The organism is Natrinema sp. H-ect1 (assembly GCF_041821105.1).
Classification (GTDB): domain Archaea; phylum Halobacteriota; class Halobacteria; order Halobacteriales; family Natrialbaceae; genus Natrinema; species Natrinema thermotolerans.
This window is the reverse complement of sequence record NZ_JBGUBA010000002.1, coordinates 160,628-186,231: the sequence shown is the minus strand read 5'-3', so window position 1 is coordinate 186,231 and position 25,604 is coordinate 160,628. Positions and strand designations below refer to the sequence as shown.

Sequence of the window (25,604 nt, the reverse complement as noted above, 5' to 3'; positions counted from 1 at the left end):
CTCGAGGAACGACGCATGTCCGGAGACGCCCTCGATCGGGACCTTTTCGACCGGGAGCCGGACGATCGGATCCGCGTCCTCGACGCGGACGGAACCGTCGTCGCACCCGAACTCGAGCCGGCCCTCGAGGCCGAGACGCTGCGGTCGATGTACCGGGACATGCGGTTTTCCCGCCGGTTCGACGAACGGATGATCAGCCTCCAGCGGCAGGGACGGCTGGGGACCTACTCCTCGCTGGCCGGCCAGGAGGGGTCCCAGATCGGGGCGACCTACGCGCTGGCCGACGACGACATGCTCTCCTTTCAGTACCGGGAACACGGGGCGCTGGTCGTGCGGGGTCTGCCATGGGAGTACCTGCTGTACTGGATGGGCTACGAGGACGGCAACGCCGCGCTGGCCGAGATCGACGTCTTCCCATTGAACATCTCGATCGCCGCCCACCTGCCCCACATCGTGGGCTGGTCGTGGGCCGCGAAGCTGAACGGTGATGACCGGGTTGGCGTCGCTCACTTCGGGGACGGTTCGACCTCCGAGGGGGACTTCCACGAGGCGCTGAACTTCGCCGGTGTCGTCGACACGCCGACGGTCTTTTTCTGTAACAACAACCAGTGGGCGATTTCGGTCCCGCGGGAGCGCCAGACCGCGAGCGCGACCATCGCACAGAAGGCGACGGCCTACGGCTTCGCGGGCGTCCAGGTCGACGGCATGGACCCGCTCGCGACCTACGTCGTCACGAAGGCCGCCCGGGAAAAAGCCCTCGAGTCCGGCGACGAGCGGCGACGCCCGACGCTGATCGAAGCGGTCCAGTACCGCTACGGCGCGCACACGACGGCCGACGATCCCGATGTCTACCGCGACGAGTCGGAGATCGAGGAGTGGCGTGAGAAGGATCCGATCGACCGGTTCGAAGCCTACCTGCGGGACGCGGGCGTCCTCGACGACGACCGGATCGAGGCGATCGAGAGCGAGATCGAGGAGACGCTGGCCACGCTGGTCGACCGCGCCGAAGACGTGGCGGGCGATCCCGGCGAGATGTTCGAGTACGCCTACGCGGAGCCGACGCCGCGACTCGAGGCCCAGCGCGAGTACCTCGCCGACCTGCGGGACCGCCACGGCGACGACGCGTTACTCGAGGACGAGTGAGGATAAAGGCCGCAGTGGGACAGGCCAAGGGCTACCCGAGCGTCGTCGCAACCCCCAGTCGATATGGGACTCGAGCAGCCGTCCCGGGAGGCGAGTTGGGAGGGCACGGTGCCGAACGCGGTCGACGGGCGGGTCGTCGGACTGGTCGTCGTGACGGCTGGCCTCGCGGCGTCGATCAACGTTCCCTACGGCGGCCTCGCGATGGCGGCCGCGGCGTTCGCGATCGTGACCGGCCTCGGCCTCGCCTGTCACCTGCTCGGCGAACGAAAGCTCCGCCGGATCACCGACGACCTGGTCGAGCGGTGGGTCGCTGCCGGCGGCGAGATCGAGGGCGTTACCCGCGCCGCGACGGGAACGAGGACCGAGTGGCGCGTTCACACTCCCGAGGGCGACATCGTCATCGGCGGAGTCGCGCTGGTGCCGATCGCCCGCCTCTCCGTGGAGTGGCGGGGCATCGCCGACACGATGGCCGCCAGCGAGGCCGAGGAACGGATCGACAGCCTCGCCGAGAGTCTCTACAGGGAGATCTTCGAACTCGGGTCCGCGAGCCAGCGGTCGTAGCGCGATCCCGTACGACCGCTCGAGGGGGCGCCGGCCGGGTTTTCAGTCGAACAGTTCCTCGTGGCGCTGGGCCAGGTTCGTGTACTCGCCCGACGAGTAGTCGTCGAGGATCGCCGCCGCGTCGATCCCGGTCTCCTCGAGCGGCGTGATCTCCGCGGGGACACCGCGGACGAACGAGTCCGGCGGGATCGTGTACTCGTCGGGGACGACGGTGCCGGCGGCGACGATGCTGCCGGTGCCGATCGTCACGCCGGTGTTTATCGTCGCGTTGAACCCGATCAGCGATCGCGTCTCGACGGACGTCTCGTTGAGGACGGCCCCGTGACCGACCATGACTTCGCTCGCGAGTCGCGAGGCGTGGATCGTCGCGTTGTCCCCGACGTGCGTTTCCCGGCCGATCCGGACGGGACCAACGTCGCCACGTAGCACGACGCCGGGCCAGACGCTCGCGTCCGCCGCAACCTCGACGTCGCCGACGAGGGTCGCCTCGCTGCTGACGCGGGCCGTGTCGTCGATCGTCGGCCGGTCGTCCTCGAACGCGTAGGTCCTGCTGTCGACCATGTGTAATAGTATCACTATCGCACCCATAATACCGAATCACGATCACCGTGACAGTCGTCGATGCGTTGTCGACGGGACTCGAGCGGCGGAGCGAGCGTCCGGGACCCGCTCGAGCGACGGGCAAGCGAGCCGAAACGGAGGCGGATCCGCGGCCACGCCTGCGGCGGGGACCCGGTCAGGACTCGATTTTCTCGACGATCTCTCGAGCCTGGTCTTTCGCTTTGTCCTCGCCGACGTGTTTGTCGATCAGGACGCTGGTGACCGCCCAGTCGTCTTCGCCTTCGATCTTTCCAGTTCTGACCTCGCTGCCTTCGGAGACCGATTCCGCCGGCTGTGTCGCCCAATCGGGTGTCCTGATTTCGTCGTACCGGTCGGGATCACGGAACCGAACGTGAATGTACTCGTCCGCCGTTTCGACCTCGGTGATCGCCGGCGCGTCAGCCATACTCGGCGCTCCGTCGCCACCGTGCCTACGTATTGCCCCTGAATGTGCGCCGTAAAGACCGCGCGATCGGCGCGTCCCTCGGTCGGCCGGCATCGACGTGGTCCGTCGCAGGAACGCGGATCGTCGGTCTCGCACCGGCATAGTCGAGATTACACGCGCGACGCCGAGATGCTCATACTCGAGTCACGACCGCGAGCGAGGCTGCTGACCGACGCGGAGAAGAAAAGGCCGGACCGATCGGCGGCGTTCAGAACGTCTCGAGGTAGCGGTCGAGTTCCCAGTCGGAGACGTCGACGAGGTAGTCCTCGAACTCCTGTCGCTTCGCTTCGACGAACTTGGGTGCGACGTGGTCGCCCAGCGCGTTGTAGATGGCCTCGTCCTCCTCGAGGGCGTCGACGGCCTCGCCGAGGTTCGAGGGCAGCGTATCGATGCCGTACTCCTCGCGTTTTGCCTCGTCGAACTCGTAGATGTTCTCGCGGACCGGGTCGGGACAGTCGAGGTCGTTCTCGATGCCGTCGAGGCCGGCGTGGATCATGACGGCGAGCGCGAGATAGGGGTTACAGGACGGGTCGGGCGAGCGCAGTTCGACGCGCGAGGCCGCCGGCGTTCGGGCCGCCGGTTTGCGGATCAGGGCAGAGCGGTTGCGGTCCGACCAGGCGACGTAGACCGGTGCCTCGTAGCCGGGCACCAGGCGCTTGTAGCTGTTGACGGTCGGGTTCGCGATCGCCGTAATCGCCGGCGCGTGTTCGAGAATCCCGGCGGTGAAGGCGTGGGCCTCGTCGCTCAGGTTGAACTCGTCGTCCTCATCGTGGAAGGCGTTCTCGCCGTCCTCGGTGAACAACGAGAGGTGGGTGTGCATCCCCGAGCCGTTGATGCGCGGGATCGGCTTGGGCATGAACGTCGCGTGCAGGTCGTGCTGGGCGGCGATCGCACGAACGACGGTCCGGAAGGTGCCGACGTTGTCGGCCGTCGCGAGCGCGTCGTCGTAGGTGAAGTTGATCTCGTGTTGCCCCTCGGCGACCTCGTGGTGGCTGGCCTCGACCTCGAAGCCCATCTCCTCGAGCCCGTAGATAATGTCGCGGCGGACGTCGCTGGCGAGGTCCTTCGGTGCGAGGTCGAAGTAGCCGCCGGCGTCGTTCGTCTTGGTCGTGGCGCGGCCGTCCTCGTCCTCCTCGAACAGGAAGAACTCCGGTTCGGGCGCGGCGTTGACCATGTAGCCCATCTCCTCGGCGCGGTCGAGTGCGTTCTTGAGAACGCGGCGCGGATCGCCCTCGAAGGGTTCGCCCGTGGTCGTGTCGTAGACGTCACAGATCATTCGGGCGGCGGCGCTGTCGTCCTTCTGGCGCCATGGGAGGATCGCGAACGTCTCGGGATCGGGCTTGAGTCGCATGTCCGACTCCTGAATGCGAACGAAGCCTTCGATAGAAGAACCGTCGAAGTAGATCCCCTCGGAGAAGGCCTTCTCGGCCTGGCGGGCCGGCACGGAGACGTTCTTGACCGTGCCCAGAATGTCGGTAAACTGTAGTCGGAGGAAGTCGACGTCTTGCTCCTCGATCTCGTCCAATACCGCTTGTTCGGTTTCAGAGAGGTTTCCGCTTGTCATCTTTCTCGTCGTATCCTCGTAACCAGTATACTAAAGCACTACCGTTCCGTGCAAATCTTCGCTCTCCCTCTCGAAACTGCATATTCGTAAATTTCTAAAGGGCACAGTGAGTGGGTGTACCTGATGACGTACGAAAATCTCGATGCAAAACTAGTGAATGCACTTCTCGGCGACGGCCGGGCGAGCCTGCGAAGCCTCGCGGAGGAACTCGACGTGTCCGTGACCACCGTCTCGAACCACCTCTCCGATCTCGAGGAGCAAGGCGTGATCGAGGGCTACACCCCGCGGGTGGATTACGACGCGGTCGGCTACGACGTGACCGCCGTAATCCAACTGCAGGTCGAGGGGAACGCCCTCCCGGACGTCACCGACACGCTGCGCGACCATCGCCAGATGACCAGCGTCTACGAGGTCACCGGCGACTACGACGTGATCGCCATCGGCAAGTTCGAGGACACCGACGGGATGAACGACCAGATCAAGCAACTGCTGACCGATCCCGATATCAAGGCCTCGAACACGAGCGTCGTTCTCAACGCCGTGAGCGAGAACGAACAGTTCGAACTCGAGGTCGAGGACGAGGAGTAATCGGACGGGTCTTTTTGAACACTCCACAACCGGGGCAGTGGCGACACTAAACGACGGGTAAGATCGGCGAGTGAACGGTTCGAAGAACCCGAACGACGCCTTTACCGCGAGCGAACGCAGTGAGCGAGCGGGCCGACGACTGATGTGGAGACCCGCGTAGCGGGTCGGAACGGAAGGAGGAGTGTTTTTATACTAAATTTTGCCGAGAGCGCGGCTTCGCCGCGCTCGCAGAGCAAAATTTAGTCTCACATCATGCCGCCCATGCCGCCCATGCCGCCGGCACCGCCGGGGCCACCCTCTTCGTCGTCGCCCTTGTCGGTGGAGAGGTCGCCGGCGGAGATGATGTCGTCGATCTTGAGAACGAGGTTCGCGGCCTCTGCGGCGGAGGTCACGGCCTGTTCCTTGGCGTGGGCCGGTTCGACGACACCGGCCTCGAAGGTGTCCTCGACGTCGCCCGAGAAGACGTTCAGGCCGGCCGTGATCTGGCCGTCGTCGTGGGCCGCACGCAGGTCGACGAGCGTGTCGATCGAGTCCAGTCCCGCGTTCCCGGCGAGGACGCGCGGGACGAGTTCGAGCGAGTCGGCGAAGGCCTCGACGGCCAGCTGTTCGCGACCGGAGACGGAGTCGGCGTAGTCGCGCAGACGGCCGGCGAGTTCGACCTCGATGGCACCGCCGCCCGCGAGGACGCGGCCGTCGGAGACGGTCTGTGCGACGACGTCGAGCGCGTCGTTGACGCCGCGCTCGAGTTCGTCGACGACGTGGTCGGTCGAGCCACGCAGCAGGAGGGTAACGCCGTGGGCGTCCTCGCCCTCGACGTAGAACAGTTCGTCTTCCTCGTCGCGGGTGACGTCGCCGAAGCCGAGGTCCTCCTCGGTCGCGCTCTCGAGGTCGGAGACGATCGCCGCGCCGACGACTTCCTGGAGGAACTCGAGGTCGGACTTCTTGGCGCGTCGCACCGCGAGGATGCCTTCCTTGGCGAGGTAGTGCTGGGCGAGGTCGTCGATGCCTTTCTGGCAGAAGACGACGTCAGCGCCGAGGTCGGCGATTTTGTCGACTTTCTCCTGCAGCTGTTTCTCCTCGCGGTCGAGGAACTTCTGGAGTTGGTCGGGGTCGGTGACCGAGACCTCGGTGTCGACGTCGGTCTCCTCGACTTCGATCGCCTCGTCGAGCAGGAGGATGTCGGCGTCCTCGACCGAGTTGGGCATGTTGTCGTGGACGGGGTCCTTGTCGACGATGCCGCCCTCGAGGAGGTCGGACTCGCCGGCGCTGCGACCCGTCTGGGTCTCAATGTTGAGGAACTCGAGGTCGACGACGTTGTCGCCGTTCTCGTCCTCGACGGTGACCTGCCGGATGGCCTCGACGATGAGTTCGGCGAGATACTCCTTGTTGACCTCGGTGCCCTTGCCGGTCATCGAGGTCTCGGCGGTCTTTCGGAGGAGTTCCTCGTCGCTCGTGTCGATATCGGTCGCGATGTCGTCGATCTCCTGGCGGGCCTGCTCGGAAGCGAGGTGGAAGCCCTTGATGATCGCCGTCGGGTGGATGTCCTGCTCGAGGAGGTCCTCGGCGTTCTTGAGGAGTTCGCCGGCGATCGCGACGGCGGTCGTGGTGCCGTCGCCGGCCTCGTCTTCCTGCGTTTCGGCGACCTCGATGATCATCTCGGCCGTCGGGTTGTCGATGTCCATCTCCTTGAGGATGGTGACGCCGTCGTTGGTGATCGTCACCGATCCCATGGAGTCGACGAGCATCTTGTCCATGCCCTTCGGACCGAGTGTGGATCGAACGGCTTCAGCGACCGCACGGGCGGCGCTGATGTTGTAATCCTGCGCGTCCTTGTCCTTGACGCGCTGGGAGTCCTCGCTCATTACGATCATCGGCTGCCCCTGCTGCATTCGCTGACTCATAGTCACTCGATCGATTGATTGTGATTCTACATAAAGCTTTCTCAATCGTCGCAGTCGGCCGTACCAGTCCGGCGGCCGATTTGCCGACGAAAACCGCCACAGTGTACGGGATTGACGACCGATTTCGCCGATCGGATCGGCTCGTGAATAGTTCCCAGCCGGGGGCCGGCACGGTGCTTTTATATTAGATAGTGTGTGGCGACGGGATCCTCGTTCGGACCAGCCGATGCCACCCCTCACGACGACGTCGAAAATCCGTCTCACGACCCTCGTTTGGGACCGACGACCGAACCGCTGACCCACCGGTCCGGAAAGCCGTGGTTTTACGGCCGAAACGATGCCCGACCCGGCGTCGGTTGGCGAATAAATACTGACTCAGCATCGAGTCAACACAACGGAAGGGTTATGCCGGTAGTCACGTATTACCACTCGAGCATGGACGACTCCCCGTCCGTACCCGAATCGTTCGACGATCCCCGAATCACCCCCCAGTTCTACCGCCGGCTGTCCGGACCGGACGGCGACCTCGTACTCGTCGGTGTCGTCCACGACCACCCCGCGAGCATCGCGCGCGTCGAGCGGGTCCTCGAGCGAATCGAGCCCGAGACGGTCGCCCTCGAGTTACCGGCCATCGCCGTCCCGCTGTATCGCGTCTACGCTCGCGACCGCGCCGACGACGCGGCGTCGCCGCGGTTCGGCGGTGAGATGAGCGCCGCGATTCGGGCCGCACCCGAGGCCGATCCCGTCGGGATCGACGCGCCGAACTGGTCGTTTCTCAGACTGCTCGTCCGGCGGCTGGTCGCCGACCGCGTCTCGGCCGGGACCGCCCGGCGCGTCCTCGCGAGCGTCGGCGGCGCGACCCGCGAGGCACTCGCCTGTCGGGTCGCCGCGACGCTGACTCACGCGACCTCGATGACGGTCGTCCCCGGCACGAAGGCCGAATACGACTGCGACCGCGACGACCCGCCGGAGCGACAGGCCGACCACGAGCGTGCCCACGTGGCCGGCGTGCAGGCGCTACTGGGCGGCGTCGATACCGACGGAACGGCGCTGTCCTATCGCGATGACACGCGCGAGCAGTGTATGATCGATCGCCTCGAGGATCTCCGGGCCGAGTCGGGCGACGTCGTCGCCGTCGTCGGCGTCGATCACCTCGAGCGGCTCGCGACCGACCTCTCGAGCTGACGAAGAAACGGTTGTTTTCAGCGCCGGATCGGCGGTTCGATCAGGATCTCACCGTCGCCCCTGACCGTGACGTGATAGCCATCGACGACGAACGAGAGCGCGCCGCCGGTCCGGGGACTGCCGTTGTGACGCGGTCGGAAGAGCCTGTCCAGCGCGGTGGGGTCGACGGTATCGTACAGCGCGACGCGGCCGTCGGTGACGTCGACGCCCATGCAGTCGGCCAGCGCGTGGATCACGGTCGTGCTGAGCGTCGCCGGGCCGGCGGGATCGTGCGAGACGCGATACAGGGGCGGAGAGCGAGACCGGGCGGCGGCGGAAGCGTAATCGTTCATTGCGGTTCGTCTGCGTCCAGTCCTCACTTGAGAACCAAAAGCGTAATCGTTTATTACTGCACTAATCTGGAAGAGTGACGGAGGAACAGTAGTTAGAACTCGAGAGTATCCACGAACTAGAAACGAAGTGTGCAGTCGAGTTGCGACGGGGCACCGAACGGCGACAGTGAGTGCCGATGCCGGATCGTCGAACGGGTCCCGGATCGATCCGCGTTCGAGAAGGGCACCAGTCCGTGCCGGCGTTTATCGGCGCAGTGCGGACACGCAGTTCCAGCAGTACGTAAACGCCTGATCGCCCTCGTTGGGCGCACCGCAGTGGGGACAGCGGGTCGGTTCGCCGTCGACCACCGCCCGGTCGTCGAGGACCGGCTCGGCGTCGTCGGACGCGTGCGGGTACCGGTCGGAACCCGGCGAGGAACGGACGCTCGCGCGGTTCGGATCGGCCAGCGACGGCGTCCGCTCACCGTCGCCGTCGTCGCGCCGGGCGTAGAGATAGTACAGTAACAGGTGTAACAGGGCAAACAGCGCGATGTATCCGATGAGCCAGCCCCACAGCTCCATCACTGTGACATATGTTCTCGAGGCACTTGGCTATTCCCCGCCGTCCGAATCGAAGACAGTTCGAGAAACGGGACCTACTCGGGTGGCTGAAGGTCCCGGCCGAACTCGTCGAAGACCTCGAGGTCGTCCGGGACATCGTACTCGATCCGCCGTTGTGCCTGACGGTTCGTGCCGGCCTCGTCGACGGGCGTGGCGACGTCCTCCCAGCCGGGCTTGATCTTGACGCTCGTGGCGGGCATCCCGATCGCGATGTGGTGGGCGGGGACGTCGTTCTGGACGATGCCGCGCGCGCCGACGATGGCGTTCTCGCCGACCTTGCAGCCGGCCCGGACCATCGCGTCGTAGGTGAGCCGAACGTCGTCCTCGACGATGGTGTGGTAGTTGCGGACCTCGGTCTGGTCGACGACGTCGTGGTCGTGGCTGTAGACGTGGACGCCGTCGGAGATCGAGACGCGGTCGCCGATGGTGAGTTTCCCGCGGTCGTCCAGGTGGACGTCGTCGTGGACGACCGTGTTGTCCCCGATCGTGATGTTGTGGCCGTAGGTGAAGGTGATACCCTTGAAGAACCGGCAGTTGTCGCCACACTCCTCGAAGAGGTGGTCCGCGAGCATCCGCCGGAATCGCAGCGCGAACTCGACGTTGTCCGCGATCGGGAGGCTGTCGAACTGCCGCCAGAGCCACTGGAGGTGCTTCGAGCGGCGGAACCGCTCCTCGTCCTTCTCGGCGTAGTACTCGCTCTCGAGCGTGGTGTTGCAGGGATCGTAGCTCTGCAGGCGGACGCGTTCGGCCGCCGACACCGACTCGCCGCGCTGCCAGCGCTCGTAGGCCTGGCGGTCGCCCGAGAGGTCGATCAGGACGTCTTCGACGACCGAGCAGGTGTCCTCGTCGCTCGCAAGCCGTCGATCGACCTCGTCGATGAACTCGCGCATCCCCGATTCGGCCTCGTCGGGGAGCGACACGTACCGCTTTGTCATACCCCGAAGTATTGCCCGCCGAGTTGATAGGGGTTCGGTTGTCCGGTCCCGGTTGCCGGACCCACTGGCACGCGTGTCACCGCGATTCGTTCTCGGCCTGCCAGCTAGCGAGCAACAGGACGGGGATCGCGAGCGCGACGACGACCAAGACGACGCCGACGACGACGCCGCTGATCGTCAGCCGATCGGTCGCGAACTCGAGGGAGCGACCGGCAAGCAGTCCGATCGGAAGCAGTGCGAGGACGACCCCGAACAGGATCAGTCGGGGATTGCGGCTGCGAGCGGCGGCCATACCGTAGCTGCCGGCCGCGGGCAAATAACGATTCGCCTCGCCGACGCGGTCCCGCCCGAACCCGTTCGGACGGCCGCTCGAGCGTTCCGTTCACCATAAGTTCCCCCACTACGAAGGGGTCGATATGCAACACAGCGAACTGGGCGACTCCGGCGTCGAGGTCAGCGAGGTCGGCTTCGGTGCGTGGGTCGTCGGGACCGACTGGTGGGGCGACCGCTCCGCGGACGACGCCATCGAGATGGTCCAGTACGCCGTCGATCAGGGGATCACCTACTTCGACACGGGCGACGTCTACGGCCACGGTGACAGCGAAAAACTGCTCGGCGAGGCACTGGCCGAGGTCCGCGACGAGGTCACCGTCGCCACCAAGGTCGGCTACGACTTTTACAACAACCCACAGGCCGGCCACGGGGAACTCCCCAAGGAGATGGATCCGGAGTACCTTCGGGACGCCGTCGAGGGGAGCCTCGAGCGGCTCGACATGGACTCCGTCGATGTCCTCCAACTCCACAATGCCGACGTCGACGAGATCACGCCCGACGTCCTCGAGCTACTGGACGAACTCGAGGAGGAGGGGCTGATCGACGCGACCGGCCTCGCGCTCGGCCCCTCGATCGGCTGGCTCGCCGAGGGCGACCTCGCTATCGAGGAGGAGTTCGACTCCGTCCAACTGGTCTGGAACGTCCTCGAGCAGGAGGTCGGGAACCACTTCCTCGAGACGATCGAGCGGACGGGGTCGTCGACTAGCCTCATCCCCCGGGTGCCACACTCCTCGGGGATCCTCAACGAGCAGGTCACGCCCGACACCGAACTCGGCGAGGGCGACCATCGGGGCTTCCGCCCCGACGAGTGGTACGAGACCGGCTGGGAGAAACTCGAGCAGCTGCGCTTCCTCGAGCGCGCGGAGCCACGGTCCGCGGACGGCTCGAGCGAGCAGAGTTCGCGAGAGCGAGACGGCGAACGCACGATGGGCCAGGCCGCGATCGCGTGGCTGCTTTCCCACGACCCCGTCGCGACCGTGACGCCGACGTTCCGTACGAAAGGCGACATCGACGAGTGGGCGGCCGCAAGCGACGTACCCAAGCTCACCGACGAGGAGATGACCCGCGTCGACGAACGCTACGCGAACGACTTCGACATCGACCGCGACGACGGGATGGACGCGCTGCGGTCGTCGGTCGACGGGGCAGACATCGAGTCGGCCGGGCTGGACAAGCTCGCCGCCGACTGATCGGGCACAACGGCGTTTTTCGAACCCAGACCGGCACGTTCAGGCCGGCATCCGGAGCGCGTACAGGATCGCGAGCAGCCCCGAGAGCTGGCTCGCTTGACTGCAGACCGCAAGCAGCGTCTCCGAGAGGAACGGGAGTATCGCGTAGAGGATCACGAGTAGGAACGGGACCGCGAGCGCGAACAGGAACCCGACGGCGATCACCAGCATCGGCCGGCTGTCGTTTCGCCGGTAGCCCCGATAGGCCTGATACGCGATGAACAGCCCGATGACCGCGCTCAGGATATCGGTCGCCTGCACGAACGTGGCGACCCACTCGGCGGGCGAGGCCTCCCAGAGCTGCAGCGGGAGCGAGCGCACGTCAGATCCCCTCTATCAGGTCCGTGAACCGGTCGGCCATGTCCTCGCGGCGCTCGATACGGAGGGTCAGTTCGCCGCCCTCGAGATCGACCGTGATCCGCTCGAGGTTCGTCGAGTAGACGGTCCGATGGTGGCCGCCGTCGGGATCGGGCTTGGTCCGCTCGACGAGGAGACCGCACTCCCGGAGGTCCTCGAGCCGTCGATACACCGTCGGTTGGGACGCGTCACAGTGAGTACTCAGAGTGGTGGCTGACATGGGTTCCTGGCTCGTTTGGGTGAGGATCGTGCGCACTGTCGGGTCCTCCAGCAGGGTCCCGACCGTCTCGACGTCCGGCTCCTCACTCACGGTACTGACCTGTACCGAGAACGAACATAAAGGGATTTTCACGACTGCAGCCGCTGCAGTCGTGCGAGGCAGGCTTTCCGTACGGCCCCCGTCCGTGAGCATACGATGTCATCGACCCGAACTACCGGACGGCTCGAGCGGTTCCGTGATCGATTCCGCCGCGTCGCGACGCGGCTGGCGACGCTGTGTGCGAGTCCCGCCGGCGGCCGGCTCCGGCCGACCGCGGCCGGCGGGCTCCTCGTCGTCCTCGCGAGCGTCGCGGTGAGCCTCGCGTCCGCGCCGATCCTCGGAGACAGTGTTCGGATCCGCTGGTCGGTCGGGACGTACTACGGCCCGGAATACGCGCCGACGGTTCTCGCGCTGACCGCCGCGTCCGGCCTCGTGGCGGCCGCCTATCTCGGACTGCGGGCGCTCGGGACGGCCCTCGAGGGCACCGAGGCGTTCGATCGCCGGCGCGGGTACTACGAACTGTGTGTGCTGACGGTCCTCCTGACCCTCGTCCTCGGCCAGATCGCGTTCGTTACGGCGAACGTCCTGTAGCGGCTCGAGTCGACCGATCGGGCAGTGTCTCGAGTACGGGTACCGAACACCGCCGAACGGTCGAATCCGAACTCCTGCGATCGGCCGTCGGGCCGTGATCGTGGGGATCGGCGGACCCACGTATATACGACCCTCTATATCTGGGTCGTCTCCCTATCGGGGATGGAGCCGAAGGTCTAGTCGTCGAGGACACCACCCACCATGACACCGTACGAATTCACCTGCCCCGACTGTCGCCAGGAGATGGCGGTGACCGAGCCCGTGCGAGAGGCGACGTTGGCCAACGGCTGTCCCGTCTGTGGCCGGCCCGTCGCCGACGATCACTTCACACCGGTCGCCGGCAGCACCGAACGCGCGGATCCGGCATAGATCGCTCACCGATGCGACGACCCGCGTCTCGAGCCCCGTTCCTATCTCACCGACCCGGTCCCGGCCCCGTCACGGTGGTTACGGGTACTCGCCCGAAGCCGGCCGTCGAATAGCTCCCGATCGGTAGCCGCTCGTCACCGCGTCCCGACTCGAGTCTCACGGGGTGGCAAACGTACACGTAAGCCGTAGTATTAATGTAGCAGACTCACAGACGGCTGTGCATGTTTCACAGTGCGGTGAGAGCCGAATGAGTTTGCAGCGTGTTCTGGAACGAGTCGGATCGGTGACGAGCAAGTATTTCGTCGTCTGGGTGCTGGTCGTCTCCCCGCTCGCGCTCTACTCCCCCGAGACGTTCACCCCGATCGCACCCTACATCACACCGCTGCTGGGCATCATCATGCTCGGGATGGGGTTGACGCTGACCCCCGCGGACTTCCGTCGCATCCTCGAGCGGCCGCGGGACGTCTTCATCGGCGCGATGAGCCAATGGCTCCTGATGCCGACGATCGCCTACGTCCTCGTCGTCGCGCTTGGGTTGCCGGAGGAGATCGGTCTCGGCCTGATACTCGTCGGCGCGGCCCCGGGCGGGACCGCCTCGAACGTGATGACCTATCTCGGGCGCGGCGACGTCGCGCTCTCGGTGTCGATCACGTCGGTGACGACGATCGCCGCGCCGCTCGTGATGCCGGCGTGGATCGTCCTGTTGGCCGGCGAGTCGATCACCGTCACGTTCATCGATATGGCGACGTCGATCGTGCAAGTCGTTTTGCTCCCGGTCGTCGGGGGCCTGGTGCTGCGCTACGTCCTCGACGAGTACGCGCCGGCGCTCGCACAGGCCGGACTCTCTATCTTCCCGGCGATCAGCGTGATCGCCATCGTCGCCATCGTGGCGGCGGTCGTCGGCCTCAACGTCGAGACGATCCTCGGCGCGAGCGCACTGGTCTTCCTCGCGGTCGTGTTGCACAACGGCCTCGGGCTCGGGGCCGGCTACGCGGTCGGTCACGCGGCCAATATGGCGGAGGATCGAGCGCGAGCGTGTGCGTTCGAGGTCGGCCTCCAGAACAGCGGCCTGGCCGTCGCGCTCGCGACGGCCCACTTCAGCGCGGGTGCCGCACTGATCCCGGCGCTCTTTAGCGTCTGGCACAACGTCTCCGGCCCGGCGCTTGCGACGCTGTTTACCTACCTCGACGGAGACGCGCCGGTCGGGGACGAGGAACCGGTCGCTGCCGACTGATACGGATTGCTGTACCGATTTCCCGACACAACCGCCGTCAGGTCGCGGTTGCGCCGGCAATGACTGACAGGAAACCGTCTGAAGCCGCCGAGATTCGTCCGCGATCCGACCGAGAAATTCCCTTAAGGTCCTTGAATTGCATCCATGACAGATTTTTATAGTGGCACGGTATGCTATGCTGTATCATGGGCGACGTCACGTACGTCCGGAAGGCGTGTGCCTACATCACGCGCGGCTCGAGCGAGCTACTGGTCTTCGAGGGGCCGGGCCACGACGGGCTCCAGATTCCCAAAGGCACCCTCGAGCCGGGAGAATCCCCGCAGGAAGCGCTGTTCAGGGAAGTCCGTGAGGAGAGCGGACTGGGAACGCTGAACGGCGCGCAGCATCTGACGACCGACGTCTGGACCCGACGCGAGGAACCGCCGAAGCGCTACGTTCGGCACTTCTTCCACGCCACGGTCTACGAACCGCGAGATCGGTGGACCCACACCGTCACCGACGGCGGCGGTGAACACGGCTCGGAGTTCGAGTTCCGCTGGGTCCGGCCGGCGACGGCGGGGGAGTTCGCGCTCGATCTCGACGAGTACGTCGATCTGCTCCCGGTCGCCGCGGGGGCCGAACCGGCCTCGAGCGCCTCGGACTGATCGCCGGTCGCGGATCGCGTTCCGGGCGGACGCTCCCAGTCGCGCCGCTCTCGAGCGCGAGCGCACCGAAAACGCGGACCCTATTTCGAGAGCGCTCGTTCGACGGCTTCCGCCACGTCCATCGCCTTTGCGGCGAGATCCTCGGCGACGAGTCCGTCGTCGACGGCCGCCTCGAGGTCGTCCGCGTCGACGATCTCGACGGTCCCGTCACGCTGCCGGATCACGTCGACGTAGAGGTCGACGTACCGCGCGGTATCCGGAAAGAGTTCGACCGGCGTACAGACGTTGACGTAGGTCCCTTTCGGCGTGCCGTCGGCCGCCTTGTAGGTCGTCGGATACCACCACCGACCCTCGCGGAACTTCGTCACGGCCACGTCGCCCGACTCCTTGGGCACCCCGAGCGCGTCGTAACTGCCGCCGCCGCTCATCGACCGCTCGAGGGTGAGCTTGCCCTCGGGGTCCCAGTCGGTGACCTCGCCGCGACCTAACGAGATGAGCCGGCCATCGGGTTTGCCGTGGCCGATCTCGAGGCGGTCGCCGTTCGTCGGGCCGAACTGGCGGGCGACCGCGGCGAAGGGGAAGGCGTCGTCGTCGGTCGTATCGGCACCCAGCGAGCCACAGACCGCCTCCGCGAAGTCGACCGCGGCGCTGGCGGCCCGATCGGCGGCCTTCGACCGGTGATGGCCCGGCATCGTCGTCTCGACCCGCCGGCGGACGCCGTCCAGTTCGAATCGGGTCTCGCGGCCGAACCAACACCACTCGGTCCGCCGGGGTGTGGCGAGCAGTCCCGGCTCGCCGGGCTCGGCCGGCGCGTCGGCGAGCGCATCCTCGAGCGCCCGGGCCCGGCTCGCGGCGTCCTCGAGGGCAGCCCCCATCGCCTCGAGGTCGGCGTCGGCCGCGGCGTGTTGCCAGCGCAGTCCCCACCCCTCGGGGATCTCGACCGAGAGCAGGTCGGTCATGCCGACCAGTTCCTCGGCGCGCTCGCCGCGCAGCGCCGCCGAGACGCCGCTGCGATCCTGCGAGAGCGTACAGAGCCCGCCAGCGACCTCGAGAGTCGGTTCCACGAGCGGGCGGTCGTCGTCCCACGGCGGCGCAGGCTCGCTGACCTGCACGCGATAGCGGTCGCCCGCGTCGACGTAGCCGTCGACGGCGTCGTACGCGAGATAGCCCCGCCGGCCCTCGCCCAGATCGACGACCGCGCCGCCTCCGCCGCCGGCCTCGAGGACCTCGGCGTCGAAGACCGCGCCGCGGGGGATCTCGTCGTCCCAGCGGAAGGCGTCGATGGCTAGCCCTTCGAGGGCCGTCGCGACCGTCTCGACCGCGTCGGGGTCGCCGGAAATCTCGACGCCCTGCCGATCGCGGGTCGTCTCGACCGTCGCGTCGGCCGGCGCGGCGTCGAACGACTGGTCGAAGCGCTCCCGAATCGGCTCGGAGGCCTGCACGACCTCGCAGTCGGCCTCGCTCAGCAGTTGCGTGACGGCCGTCGTGTAGATGCCGCGGACTCGAGCCGTCGTCATCGCAGCCTGTCGCGGTCGGCGGCGAACCGCACCCGGTCGTTGATCGTCGGGCCGAGGGAGAGTTCGACCGAGCCGTCCTCGAGGAGCCGCCCCCCTTCGACGTAGACGCCCCAGGTCTCGAACCGGAGCCAGCCCCGCATCTCGTCGCCGTGGGTCGTGATGTCGGCGTAATCGACCGCGTGTTCCGGATACGCCGAACTCGAGTGGGCCATGTCCATATCGGAGTAGACGGTGTCGTGATCGTCGAAGAACGCCTCGAGCGCCGCCGCGTCGTCCGCGACGGCCTCGACGACCGCCTCGGAGGCGGCCCGGAGGTCGTCGGTCTCGAGGCCGACGTCCCGGAGCGCCCGCTGGGTTCGCTGGTCGAAGTGCATGGGCGTCGGTTCGGACGGGAGGCCTTTGTGGATTCCGAGTCCGAGCGATCGGCGTTTTCGGGACCCGGCACGTCGGACTGGCCAGGACAGGTCATCGTTCTGACGACGGGGAGAGACAATGCTGGCAGGGGTTCCGATCGAGGCAACCGACCGATACCTGATCGTTCGTACACCCTTCCCCCATCCATTAGTAATTATTTGTAGTGAATTTTCATCCGGGAAGAATGATACACCATCACTGGAAAATAAATATCCGAGCGCGACGGACCCAGACCGTATGTTCAGGATCGATGATTTTATTGTGTAAGTATTGCCAGGGTGGGTATGGCGATCACACTCAGGCAGCTCTACGATCGATATCGATCCGTTCCGATCATCTACCGCATCGGCGTCGCGTTCGTCCTCGGCTCGCTCGTCGGCCTGACGGTCGGCGAACCGGCAACGCGGCTCGAGCCGCTCGGTGATCTCTTCGTCCGACTGCTCCAGATGATCGTGATTCCGATCATCGTCTTCACGCTGCTTATGGGTGCCAGACGGCTCTCGCCGTCGAACCTCGGGAAGATCGGCGGGCAGGTCGTCGCGCTGTATCTGGTCACGACCGCGATCGCGATCGGTATCGGGCTGTTCGTCGCGAACCTGATCAATCCCGGGACCGGGCTCGAGGTGGCCGACGCGACTGTCGAGACCAAAGAGGCCCCCGACATCGTCGAGGTGTTCATGAACATCGTGCCGACGAACCCGGTCGGAGCGATGGCCGCGGGCGACGTTCTCCCGACGATTTTCTTCACGATCGTGTTCGGGCTCGCGCTGGCCTATCTGCAAGACGAGTACGACGTCAACTCGGCCGTTCACGAGGGTGCCGAAACGGTGTTCGAACTCGCGGAAACCGGCGCGGAAGCGATGTTCAAGATCGTCTGGGGCGTCATGGAGTACGGCGTGATCGGCGTCTTCGCCCTGATGGCGACGACGTTCGGGAACGCCGGGGTCGACGCGATCGCACCGTTTGCGAAACTCATCGGCGCGCTCGCGATCGCGGTCGGCCTCCACATCGGCGTCACCTACCTGCTGATCATCCAGTGGGGACTGCTCCGGGAATCACCGCTGGATTTCCTCCGGGGCAGCAAGGAAGCGATGGTAACCGCGCTCTCGATCCGCTCCTCGAGCGGAACGCTGCCGGTCACGATGAACGACGCCGACGAGAACTTCGGCGTCGACGAGGAGGTCTACAGCTTCTCGCTACCGCTGGGCGCGACGATCAACATGGACGGGACGGCGATGTATCAGGGCGTCGCGGCAGTCTTCGCCGCTAACATGGTCGGCCAGACCCTGACCATCGGCGAACAGTTCACCGTCGTCGCGACGGCCCTCCTCGCGAGCGTCGGTACTGCCGGCGTCCCCGGGAGCGGCCTGATCATGCTCACCATGGTCCTCACGCAACTCGGCCTCCCGCTCGAGGTCGTCGGCATGGTCGCGGGCGTCGATCCGATCCTCGACCGCCTGCGGACGATGAACAACGTGACCGGCGACTTGGCAGTCACGACGCTCGTCGCCGGCTGGAACGACAAGATCGACCGCGCGGCCACCGTCTGGTCGGAGACGGACGTCCCGGACTCGACGCCGGGCACGACCGACGACTGAGACGGCCGTCGGGACACTGGACGACGGAACGCCGCCGGTTGCCGAACCTATACCCGGCCGGCAGCCATACCGTCGCTCATGCAACGCAGGCGAGACCCGGTCGAACGCGCCGAGGAGCGGTCCGGAGACGGGTCACTCGACCTCTACGATGTCTCGACGTGGAACCCGCGATCCGTCCCGGATCTGATCGCGTATACACTCTACAACGCGGTCAGCTACGGGTTTCGGGCGATCGTGTTGCTAACCGCGATCGTGATCACTCTCTCCTTGCTCGTCTCGCCGGCCGCGCTCGTCGTCGAGGACCCGTATCTCGCGGGCTTTTTCGCGCTTTCGCTCGTCCCCGCGGGACTGCTCGCGGCGTATATCTGGTACGCCGATATCACGACGGCGGAACCGCTACGGCTGCTCGTCGCGACCTTTCTGCTGGCGATCCTGTTCGCGACGTTCGCCGCAGTCGTAAACTCAGTGACGCGGCCGCTGTTCGGCGTCGGGGCCGTCGGGAGCCTCCTCTTTTTTTACCTGATCGTCGGCCCCGTCGAGGAGACGGTCAAGCTGCTCGCCGTAAAGGTCTTCGCCTACCGGAGCAGCAGTTTCGACGCCGTGATCGACGGCGCGGTCTACGGTGCCGTGGCGGGACTCGGCTTCGCGGCCATCGAGAACGCGATCTACATCGGCCGGGTCGTCGGCGAGGCGGAACCCGAAGCCAGCCTCCTCGCGACGGCGGGCGGGATCGCGACCGTCCGGGCGCTGGCCGGCCCCGGCCACGTCATCTACTCGGCGATCGCGGGCTACTACCTCGGGCTGGCGAAGTTCAACCGCGAGTACGCCGGTCCGATCGTCCTCAAAGGGCTGCTCGTCGCCGCGTTCGTCCACGGCACGTACAACGTGACCGTCGGCATCGTGCCCGGGCAGGTGGCCAGCGCGCTCCCGATCGGCTACGGGGTCGCCTTCGTCGGCTACGTCGTGTGCTACGATCTGGCGGTCGGCTACTACCTCTACCGAAAGCTCGCACGCTACCGCCGGACCTACCAGACCGTCACGAGCGACGGCGTCGGCGACTCGCGGCCGGAACTGACCGAGTTCGACCCGCCCCAGCGCTGACCGGGCTGGGGCGGGGCGACGAGAACCGTCTCGAGAGCCCCGCTCAGTCGAACCGCGCTTCCAGCAGCCGTTCGACGTACTTCGCGAGGACGTCGACCTCGAGGTGGACGGGATCGCCGGGCTCCTTCTCGGCGAGCGTCGTCAGGTCGTAGGTCGTCGGGATGATCGCGACGGTGACCCGGCCGCGTTCCTCGTCCAGGTCCGCGACGGTCAGGCTGATGCCATCGAGCGTGATCGACCCCTTCTCGACGACGTATCGGTCGAAAGCCGCCGGGAGGTCGAACTCGAAGAACCAGTCCTCTTCGACGGATTCGATATCGGTGACGGTGGCGACCGCGTCGACGTGCCCCTGGACGACGTGGCCGTCGAACCGGCCGTCGGCCGGCATCGCCCGCTCGAGGTTGACCGTCTCGCCGGTCGCGAGGTCGCCCAGATAGGTCCGCTCGACCGTCTCGGTCGCGAGGAAGACCTCGAACCACTCGCGCTCGCGGAACTCTTCGACGGTGAGACACGCGCCGCTGACGCTGATGCTCTGGCCGTGTTCGAGCCCCGTCGCGACCTCGTCGGCACCGATCCGGAGCCGGAGGCCGTCGTCGGTGTGTTCTCGTGCGACGATCTTGCCGGTCTCCTCGACGATCCCCGTGAACATAGCCGCAACTGACGGGCGACGCGTCAAAGCCGTTCCGGGTCCGGCTCGAAGGCGTCGTCGGCGGAAACGGTCCGGACCCCGGTGAACTCGAAGCGCGCGCCGCCGGCCGCGCTTTCGGTCACGTCGATCCCCCAGTCGTGGGCCCGTGCGATCTCGCGGACGATGTTCAGCCCCAGCCCCGTCCCGTTCTCGCCGGTCGTCCACCCCGGCTCGAGGACGCGGTCGCGGTCGGCGAGCGGGATGCCCGGCCCGTCGTCGGCCACGGCGAACCCCCCTTCCGAGAGCGCGACCGTGACCGTGACGTCCGGACCGCCGTGTTCCACCGCGTTGCGAAAGAGGTTCTCGAACAGGTTGCGGATCCGACTCGAGTCGGCATAGAGGAGGCCGTCGGATTCGACCCGCAGTGTCGCATCGGCGGTCGCCACGCAGTCCCAGCAGTCGGCGACGATCGTATCGAACTCGAGCGGTTCCGCGTCGTCGACCTCGTACCCGTCCCGGACCATCGTCAACACGTCGTCGACGATCCCTTCCATCCGGTCGAGGACGGCTGCGATCTCGTCGCCATGGGTGGCTACGGCACCGGTCCGCTCGCCCTCGAGCAGTCCCTGGGCGACGTTGAGCGGGTTCCGGAGGTCGTGGGCTACGACGCTCGCGAACTCGTCCAACCGCTCGTTCTGGCGCTCGAGATCCCGCTCGTAGGACAGTCGGTTGAGTGCGATCTCGGCGTTGACCGACAGCACCGAGGCGAGTTCCTCGTCGGACGGATCGAACGTCCCCACCGCGGGATCGACGACGCTGATCACGCCGTGGTCGCCCATCGGGTGGTACATCGCGGATCGCGCGTCGCCGCGGTCGTACCCGTCCTCGAGGGTCCGAACGTCGTCGAACCGGAGCGACTCGCCGCTGTCGTAGACGCGACTGACCGGAGCCGACCCGTCGATCGGGTACATCGGACGGTCGCCCATCTCCGTTTCGGCCCCGTCGGTCACAGCGGCCGGCCGCAATCGGTCGTCGTCGGCGAGCCGGACCACGTTGTACTCGTAACCGAGGATCGTCCGCGCGGCATCGGCGACGAGGGCGGCGATCTCCTCGCGACCGTCGGCGGCGATCAGCTGCCGCGTCGCCGAATGGAGCGTTCGAAGCTGTCGCTGGTACTCTTTCCGGTCGGTCACGTCGCGGAAGACGCCGGCGATCAATCGGCGGTCGTACAGGTCGAAGACGTGAGCGTTGATCTCGACGGGGATCCGCTCGCCACCGCTGGTCTCGACGTGGATGTCGGCACCATCCGGAAACGCATGTAAGATCGATCGATCGGAACGGGGGCCGGCGACGTATTCTTCGAAGAGCGCCCGATAGCGGTCGGCCTCCCTGGACGGGTGGAGGACGGTCTGTGGCCGCCCCACGAGGTCACAGGGCTCGTACCCGAGCAAATCACCGGCCCGTTCGTTCACTTCGACGATATCGCCCGTCGCCGCGTCCGCGACGACGACAGCGTCCGGGACTGCCTCGAGGATCGTCTGGTACTTCGCGCGGAGCGTTTCCCGGTCGCGAACGTCCCGGACGGCGGCCATGACCTCGCATCGGCCGCCGCTCTCGATCGGGCTCAGGCTGATGTCGATGGGAATCTCTGAGCCGTCCTTCCGCCGGCCCGAGAGGTCCAGTCCGGCACCCATCGGGCGGGTCTCGGGATCGGCGATGTAGGCGTCGCGTTTGGCGACGTGGCCCGCTCGAGCGGCCTCGGGAACGAGGGTCTCGATCGGTTCGCCGACGAGTTCGGACGGATCGTAGCCGAACAGATCGGTGACGCGGCCGTTCGCGTAGGTGATACGTCCGTCGCGGTCGGCGACGACGATCGCGTCGGGCGAGGCTTCACAGATGGCTTCGTATCGCTGTCGCGGGTCCTGATCCATGGGTGGCGGTCGGTTTCGGAGCCGATACCGAAACCACGATTCCCGACAGGTTTCAATCTTTTAGTAAATTATCCGAACGTCCAACGGCAAACGAAACGCCCGACGAGAGACGGCCACGGCGATCGGTCAGCGTGCCTCGTCGCCGTGTTTTTACCGGTCGCCGCCCTACCGCGTATCGATGGCCGGTATCATCGAGACGATCAAGTTCGCGGGCACGCTCGTTCTCGCCTTGCCCGCGGCCCTCGCCGGACTCGAGTTGTTGTTACTTCGCGGCCAGACGGGGTTCGGCGTTGCGTTGCTCGGACTCGCCGTCGGCCTCGTGATCGTCCAGCACTGGCTAACGATGCCGACCGACATTCCAGAGCTACTGGCCGAGCGGGTCATGGGGACGATCGCAAAAGAGCCCGACTCAGAGGGCGACGACGAGCCGTAGGCCCGGGCTCGGCCGCCCGGGCGAGCGTCGACGCAAGCCACTGCTCCCGTTGACCTACAGTAGCGACGCGGGCGACAGCGACTGAGACGGCGTGGCGAGCCACTCGGGCCGCTCGCCCTCGTCGGTGACCGCCAGCACGTCGGCGATCCGGATCCGACTCCCCGGACCGACCGCTCCGGCCACGTCGAGTCGGACCACGGCGCCGGGACCGACCTCGTCGCCGCCCGCGAGAGGACGCTCGCGGGGCTCGAGTCCCACGCCGGCGACCTCGGTCGCGACCGTCTGCTCGGTATCGAACCCGAACGACCGGACTTCGGCCTCGAGGTCGGCTTCGACGGCGGTCACCGACTCCGGGCCGGCGGTCAGCATCGACCGCGCCGAGCGAAACGACTGCGTGACGGCGACGTGGACCCGACGTTCCCGGCCACCGTCGCCGTCGACGACCAGCGTCCGAACGAGGCCGCCGTAGTAGCCGGTCCGATCGCGGGGCGCGGTCGCGATGACGATCGGCTCGCCGGGTCGGAGCGGTTCGTCGGGGTCGCGACTCGAGTCCGGATCGACTGCGGTATTGCCGGCCGGAAACCCGCCCGCACCGACGATCGCCTCGTCGATGGCGGTCCGCAGGTGGGTGGCCGTCAGCGGTTCGGGGTCGGCTCCGTCGCCGCCGTTCTCGCCCGCTGCGAGCCGGCCGTCGACGACCGCCGACTCGGCCAGCAGCGACGCCGCCTGCCGAATCCCGGCCGCGGCCGCCCGCTGGGCGGCGGCGATGCGCTCGCGCTCGCCGGCCGTTTTCGTCGCTCGCGCCCGCTCGAGGGCGTCCGTCGAGGCGAGGTCGAACCCCGCCCGTTCGAGATAGAGCGCGGCGTCGTGTGGGACTCGCGGCGGCGTCAGGATCGTTCCCTCGAACCCCCGATCGACGAGGGTCGACGCCAGCCGCTCAGCGGGGTGGCCGCCGCCCTCGGCGCTCGAGCGGACGAGCCACTCGTCGGCGGTGCCGTCGTAGGCCACGGCCGTCGTGTCGGCCGGCCGGTCGCAGGCGTAGCGAATCCCGGGATCGCGGTCGACGCCGGCGTGAACGAACGCGGCGCTGTCGCGGTCGGCGAGGGCAGTCGAGAGGACGTCGGCCGCGTGGCGCCGGCGCTCGCGGCCGAGTTCCGTGCCGTCGTCGAACCCGGGCCTGTCCGTCGCGCCGTCGGCGTTCCCACCGGTCACGGCGCTTCGGCTTCGGCCTCGAGATCGTCGGCCTCGGCGTCGGGATCGGGCTGTTGGGCCTGCTCGACGAGTTCCTCGAGAGTCATGTCGGTCAGCTCGTTCTCGAGGAGGACGTCGACCGGCAGCGTCGGCGCGCCGTCGACCAGGTTCTCGAGGAGGACGAGTCGCTCGCGGGCCCGCGACATGCCGACGTAGAAGACGCGGCGTTCGTTGTCGGTCAGCACGGGCACGGGCGAGGTGGTCTTGGTGAACTCCTCGCAGCCGGGGATGTCGGTGGGGTCGTCGACGGTGGCGACCATCTGCTCGACGACCTTCTCGGTGAGGTCGGTGCCGACGAAGACGTGGTCGGCCTCGCGGCCCTTCGCGGAGTGGATCGTCCCGACGCGGACGCGGTCGGTGTCCATCCCCTGGTACTCGCCGATGGCGAAGTACGAACGGACGCTTTTCTTCTGGAAGTTGGTAACCTTCCGGAGCATGTCGGCCGCCGAGCCGGGGCCGGGCATGAACGGCGCGTGGTCCTCGACGACATCGGCGGGGATCATGAGGTCCTCGAGATCGTCGATACCCGCTTCTTCCTGTCGATCGTCGATCTCGTCGAAGAGGTCGTCGCGTTCCGCGGTACCGAAGGCCGACTCCTGGAGCATGTCGGCGAGCCGGCGGGCCTGCAGGCCGGTGACGTCCTCGCCGGCGTCGATGGCCTCGACCGCCCGGACGTACTGGGTGAGTCGGTCGGTCCACATCCGCTGGTCGGTCAGCGAGGTAAAGGGGACCCCTTCGGTGATGAACTCATCGATGAATTGGAACATCTGGTAGCGGGCCCGGAACAGGACCATGATGGTACCGTCGCCCTCGACGAGGGTTCGGCGGACGTTCCGGACGACGTCGAGCATCGAGGCGTTGGTACGGGCCTCGACGGCACCGCCTTCCTTGCGGGGCTTGAGGTCCTTGTCCTGTCGGGTCTCGATGTGACGGATCTCCTTGTTGACCGCGTTGAGGACGTTCGAGGGCAACCGATAGGAGTTCGGCAGAATGATGTCCTCGTCGACTTCTTCCTCGAGCAAGAGCGCGGGGTCGGCACCCTGCCAGGAGTAAACGACCTGGTCGTCGTCGCCGGCGATCAGGACCTGCTCCATGTGTGGTTTCCACTCCTCGTAGACGTCGTACTGCAGGGTCGTGATGTCCTGGAACTCGTCGATGACGAGGTAGTCGACGTTCGGGAGCAGGGAGCGCTGTTTGACCCGCTCTAACATGTCCGCGAAGCCGATCTTACCCTCTTCGCCCTTGTAGGAGCGCCAGCCACGGATCGCCTCGGGAACGTCGATCCGGTCGTCGTCGCTGGGCCAGGTCGGGGTGTACTTGTTACCCTCCTGAGCGTTCGGGTCGATTTCGGGCGGGAGCCGGACCTCCTCGTCGTCCCACTGGAAGGGGACGTCGTACCAGTCCGAGACGTCGCGGCTGGTCCGCTGGAGCCACTGGCTCGTCGCGATGACCTTGTTCCCGATCGTCGTCGAACGGGCGGTGCGTCGCCCCGCGCCGGAGTACTCGTCCTCGTACTCGATGCCGTACTGCTCGCAGAACCCCTCCTTGTCGGATTCGCCGATGACGTCGCTCCGGGAGAGATCGAGCAGTTCGTAAGCTTTCGCGTGCATCGTACAGACGTTGCCCTGCAGCGCACGCGGACTCTCGTCGAGGCGCTCGGCTAACCGCTCGCGAACCTCTTGGGCCGCCGCTCGCGTATACGAGACGACCAGAATATCCCGAAAAGTGACCCCGTCCTGCTCGAGGATCTCCTCGACGTGGTCCAGCAAGGCGGTCGTCTTCCCGCTTCCCGGACCGCCGAACAGGCGGGTAACCGTCGTGTCCGTCGTAGTCATTGTAGCTGTACAGGAGCGCGACACCC

The 25,604-nt window shown here is 66.6% G+C and carries 28 protein-coding genes; 12 read left to right on the top strand and 16 right to left on the bottom strand.

Annotated elements, in window-relative coordinates; all coding sequences use genetic code 11:
* The first annotated feature begins 15 nt into the window (after positions 1–15).
* Positions 16–1,143: a pyruvate dehydrogenase (acetyl-transferring) E1 component subunit alpha gene (gene pdhA, locus ACERIM_RS05145; protein ID WP_373631592.1), complete on the top strand. Its 1,128-nt coding sequence runs from the start codon at positions 16–18 to the stop codon at positions 1,141–1,143.
* Positions 1,144–1,206: 63 nt separating this feature from the next.
* The gene (locus tag ACERIM_RS05140) at positions 1,207–1,704 is read left to right on the top strand and encodes a hypothetical protein (RefSeq protein WP_049965716.1); all 498 of its coding nucleotides are present in this window, start codon (positions 1,207–1,209) and stop codon (positions 1,702–1,704) included.
* A gap of 42 nt (positions 1,705–1,746) precedes the next feature.
* Here ACERIM_RS05140 and ACERIM_RS05135 read toward each other — a convergent pair whose 3' ends face one another.
* The 3 genes from ACERIM_RS05135 to glnA form a co-directional block, all read right to left on the bottom strand.
* Positions 1,747–2,265 carry a gamma carbonic anhydrase family protein gene (locus ACERIM_RS05135; RefSeq protein WP_373631591.1) on the bottom strand — a complete coding sequence of 173 codons (519 nt, stop codon included), beginning with the start codon at positions 2,263–2,265 and terminating at the stop codon, positions 1,747–1,749.
* A gap of 175 nt (positions 2,266–2,440) precedes the next feature.
* The gene (locus ACERIM_RS05130; protein ID WP_373631590.1) at positions 2,441–2,710 is read right to left on the bottom strand and encodes a hypothetical protein; all 270 of its coding nucleotides are present in this window, start codon (positions 2,708–2,710) and stop codon (positions 2,441–2,443) included.
* 247 nt (positions 2,711–2,957) lie between these two features.
* A complete protein-coding gene (gene glnA, locus ACERIM_RS05125) occupies positions 2,958–4,313 on the bottom strand; it encodes a type I glutamate--ammonia ligase (protein WP_373631589.1) in 1,356 nt (451 codons plus the stop codon).
* 123 nt (positions 4,314–4,436) lie between these two features.
* On the opposite strand from glnA, the gene lrp reads away from it, so the two are divergent.
* Positions 4,437–4,901, top strand: coding sequence for an HTH-type transcriptional regulator Lrp (gene lrp, locus ACERIM_RS05120; protein WP_006647954.1), 465 nt, complete (start codon positions 4,437–4,439; stop codon positions 4,899–4,901).
* Between the two features lie 245 nt (positions 4,902–5,146).
* Here the strand turns inward: lrp and thsB are convergent, their stop codons facing one another.
* Entirely contained in the window at positions 5,147–6,802 is a 1,656-nt protein-coding gene (thsB, locus tag ACERIM_RS05115) for a thermosome subunit beta (protein ID WP_373631588.1), read from the bottom strand.
* 435 nt (positions 6,803–7,237) lie between these two features.
* On the opposite strand from thsB, the gene ACERIM_RS05110 reads away from it, so the two are divergent.
* Entirely contained in the window at positions 7,238–7,987 is a 750-nt protein-coding gene (locus ACERIM_RS05110; RefSeq protein ID WP_373631587.1) for a hypothetical protein, read from the top strand.
* Between the two features lie 17 nt (positions 7,988–8,004).
* On the opposite strand, the gene ACERIM_RS05105 is transcribed toward ACERIM_RS05110, so the two are convergent.
* The 4 genes from ACERIM_RS05105 to ACERIM_RS05090 all read right to left on the bottom strand — a co-directional run bounded on the left by ACERIM_RS05105 (position 8,005) and on the right by ACERIM_RS05090 (position 10,146).
* Positions 8,005–8,319: a HalOD1 output domain-containing protein gene (locus ACERIM_RS05105; RefSeq protein ID WP_373631586.1), complete on the bottom strand. Its 315-nt coding sequence runs from the start codon at positions 8,317–8,319 to the stop codon at positions 8,005–8,007.
* Positions 8,320–8,562: 243 nt separating this feature from the next.
* On the bottom strand, positions 8,563–8,880 hold the full coding sequence (locus ACERIM_RS05100) for a hypothetical protein (protein WP_373631585.1): 318 nt from the start codon (positions 8,878–8,880) through the stop codon (positions 8,563–8,565).
* Between the two features lie 74 nt (positions 8,881–8,954).
* Positions 8,955–9,854, bottom strand: coding sequence for an acyltransferase (locus ACERIM_RS05095; RefSeq protein WP_373631584.1), 900 nt, complete (start codon positions 9,852–9,854; stop codon positions 8,955–8,957).
* Between the two features lie 76 nt (positions 9,855–9,930).
* Entirely contained in the window at positions 9,931–10,146 is a 216-nt protein-coding gene (locus ACERIM_RS05090; protein ID WP_006647959.1) for a hypothetical protein, read from the bottom strand.
* Positions 10,147–10,270: 124 nt separating this feature from the next.
* Between ACERIM_RS05090 and ACERIM_RS05085 the strand changes: the two genes are divergently transcribed.
* The gene (locus ACERIM_RS05085; RefSeq protein WP_373631583.1) at positions 10,271–11,377 is read left to right on the top strand and encodes an aldo/keto reductase; all 1,107 of its coding nucleotides are present in this window, start codon (positions 10,271–10,273) and stop codon (positions 11,375–11,377) included.
* 39 nt (positions 11,378–11,416) lie between these two features.
* On the opposite strand, the gene ACERIM_RS05080 is transcribed toward ACERIM_RS05085, so the two are convergent.
* Together ACERIM_RS05080 and ACERIM_RS05075 are read right to left on the bottom strand one after the other, a co-directional pair.
* A complete protein-coding gene (locus ACERIM_RS05080) occupies positions 11,417–11,737 on the bottom strand; it encodes a hypothetical protein (protein ID WP_006647961.1) in 321 nt (106 codons plus the stop codon).
* 1 nt (position 11,738) lies between these two features.
* Positions 11,739–12,083 (bottom strand): helix-turn-helix domain-containing protein, encoded by a 345-nt coding sequence (locus ACERIM_RS05075; protein WP_006647962.1) that lies wholly within the window; start codon positions 12,081–12,083, stop codon positions 11,739–11,741.
* A gap of 105 nt (positions 12,084–12,188) precedes the next feature.
* Between ACERIM_RS05075 and ACERIM_RS05070 the strand changes: the two genes are divergently transcribed.
* From ACERIM_RS05070 to ACERIM_RS05055, 4 genes are all read left to right on the top strand, one after another.
* Positions 12,189–12,623, top strand: coding sequence for a hypothetical protein (locus tag ACERIM_RS05070; RefSeq protein ID WP_373631581.1), 435 nt, complete (start codon positions 12,189–12,191; stop codon positions 12,621–12,623).
* A gap of 201 nt (positions 12,624–12,824) precedes the next feature.
* Positions 12,825–12,992: a hypothetical protein gene (locus tag ACERIM_RS05065; protein ID WP_006180265.1), complete on the top strand. Its 168-nt coding sequence runs from the start codon at positions 12,825–12,827 to the stop codon at positions 12,990–12,992.
* A gap of 247 nt (positions 12,993–13,239) precedes the next feature.
* Positions 13,240–14,226, top strand: a complete 987-nt coding sequence (locus tag ACERIM_RS05060; RefSeq protein ID WP_373631580.1) for a bile acid:sodium symporter family protein — start codon at positions 13,240–13,242, stop codon at positions 14,224–14,226.
* 185 nt (positions 14,227–14,411) lie between these two features.
* A complete protein-coding gene (locus ACERIM_RS05055) occupies positions 14,412–14,870 on the top strand; it encodes an NUDIX domain-containing protein (RefSeq protein WP_373631579.1) in 459 nt (152 codons plus the stop codon).
* Positions 14,871–14,950: 80 nt separating this feature from the next.
* On the opposite strand, the gene ACERIM_RS05050 is transcribed toward ACERIM_RS05055, so the two are convergent.
* A complete protein-coding gene (locus ACERIM_RS05050; RefSeq protein WP_373631578.1) occupies positions 14,951–16,387 on the bottom strand; it encodes a DUF402 domain-containing protein in 1,437 nt (478 codons plus the stop codon).
* Positions 16,384–16,761, bottom strand: a complete 378-nt coding sequence (locus tag ACERIM_RS05045) for a hypothetical protein (protein WP_373631577.1) — start codon at positions 16,759–16,761, stop codon at positions 16,384–16,386. Before ACERIM_RS05045 ends, ACERIM_RS05050 begins: the two co-directional genes overlap by 4 nt.
* Positions 16,762–17,085: 324 nt before the next feature.
* Here ACERIM_RS05045 and ACERIM_RS05040 point away from each other — a divergent pair, with 324 nt between their 5' ends.
* Complete coding sequence (locus ACERIM_RS05040; RefSeq protein WP_006647969.1) at positions 17,086–18,399, top strand: dicarboxylate/amino acid:cation symporter; 1,314 nt, start codon at positions 17,086–17,088, stop codon at positions 18,397–18,399.
* 78 nt (positions 18,400–18,477) lie between these two features.
* Positions 18,478–19,500, top strand: coding sequence for a PrsW family intramembrane metalloprotease (locus ACERIM_RS05035; RefSeq protein ID WP_006647970.1), 1,023 nt, complete (start codon positions 18,478–18,480; stop codon positions 19,498–19,500).
* A 43-nt stretch (positions 19,501–19,543) separates the two neighbouring features.
* Here ACERIM_RS05035 and ACERIM_RS05030 read toward each other — a convergent pair whose 3' ends face one another.
* Both ACERIM_RS05030 and ACERIM_RS05025 read right to left on the bottom strand, forming a co-directional pair.
* Positions 19,544–20,149 carry a riboflavin synthase gene (locus ACERIM_RS05030; protein WP_373631576.1) on the bottom strand — a complete coding sequence of 202 codons (606 nt, stop codon included), beginning with the start codon at positions 20,147–20,149 and terminating at the stop codon, positions 19,544–19,546.
* A 23-nt stretch (positions 20,150–20,172) separates the two neighbouring features.
* Positions 20,173–22,059, bottom strand: a complete 1,887-nt coding sequence (locus tag ACERIM_RS05025) for a PAS domain-containing sensor histidine kinase (RefSeq protein ID WP_373631575.1) — start codon at positions 22,057–22,059, stop codon at positions 20,173–20,175.
* 178 nt (positions 22,060–22,237) lie between these two features.
* Between ACERIM_RS05025 and ACERIM_RS05020 the strand changes: the two genes are divergently transcribed.
* A complete protein-coding gene (locus tag ACERIM_RS05020) occupies positions 22,238–22,492 on the top strand; it encodes a hypothetical protein (protein WP_006647973.1) in 255 nt (84 codons plus the stop codon).
* A gap of 54 nt (positions 22,493–22,546) precedes the next feature.
* Here the strand turns inward: ACERIM_RS05020 and ACERIM_RS05015 are convergent, their stop codons facing one another.
* Both ACERIM_RS05015 and ACERIM_RS05010 read right to left on the bottom strand, forming a co-directional pair.
* Positions 22,547–23,704 (bottom strand): M24 family metallopeptidase, encoded by a 1,158-nt coding sequence (locus ACERIM_RS05015; protein WP_373631574.1) that lies wholly within the window; start codon positions 23,702–23,704, stop codon positions 22,547–22,549.
* Positions 23,701–25,578 carry a UvrD-helicase domain-containing protein gene (locus ACERIM_RS05010; RefSeq protein ID WP_006647975.1) on the bottom strand — a complete coding sequence of 626 codons (1,878 nt, stop codon included), beginning with the start codon at positions 25,576–25,578 and terminating at the stop codon, positions 23,701–23,703. Before ACERIM_RS05010 ends, ACERIM_RS05015 begins: the two co-directional genes overlap by 4 nt.
* Positions 25,579–25,604: the final 26 nt, after the last annotated feature.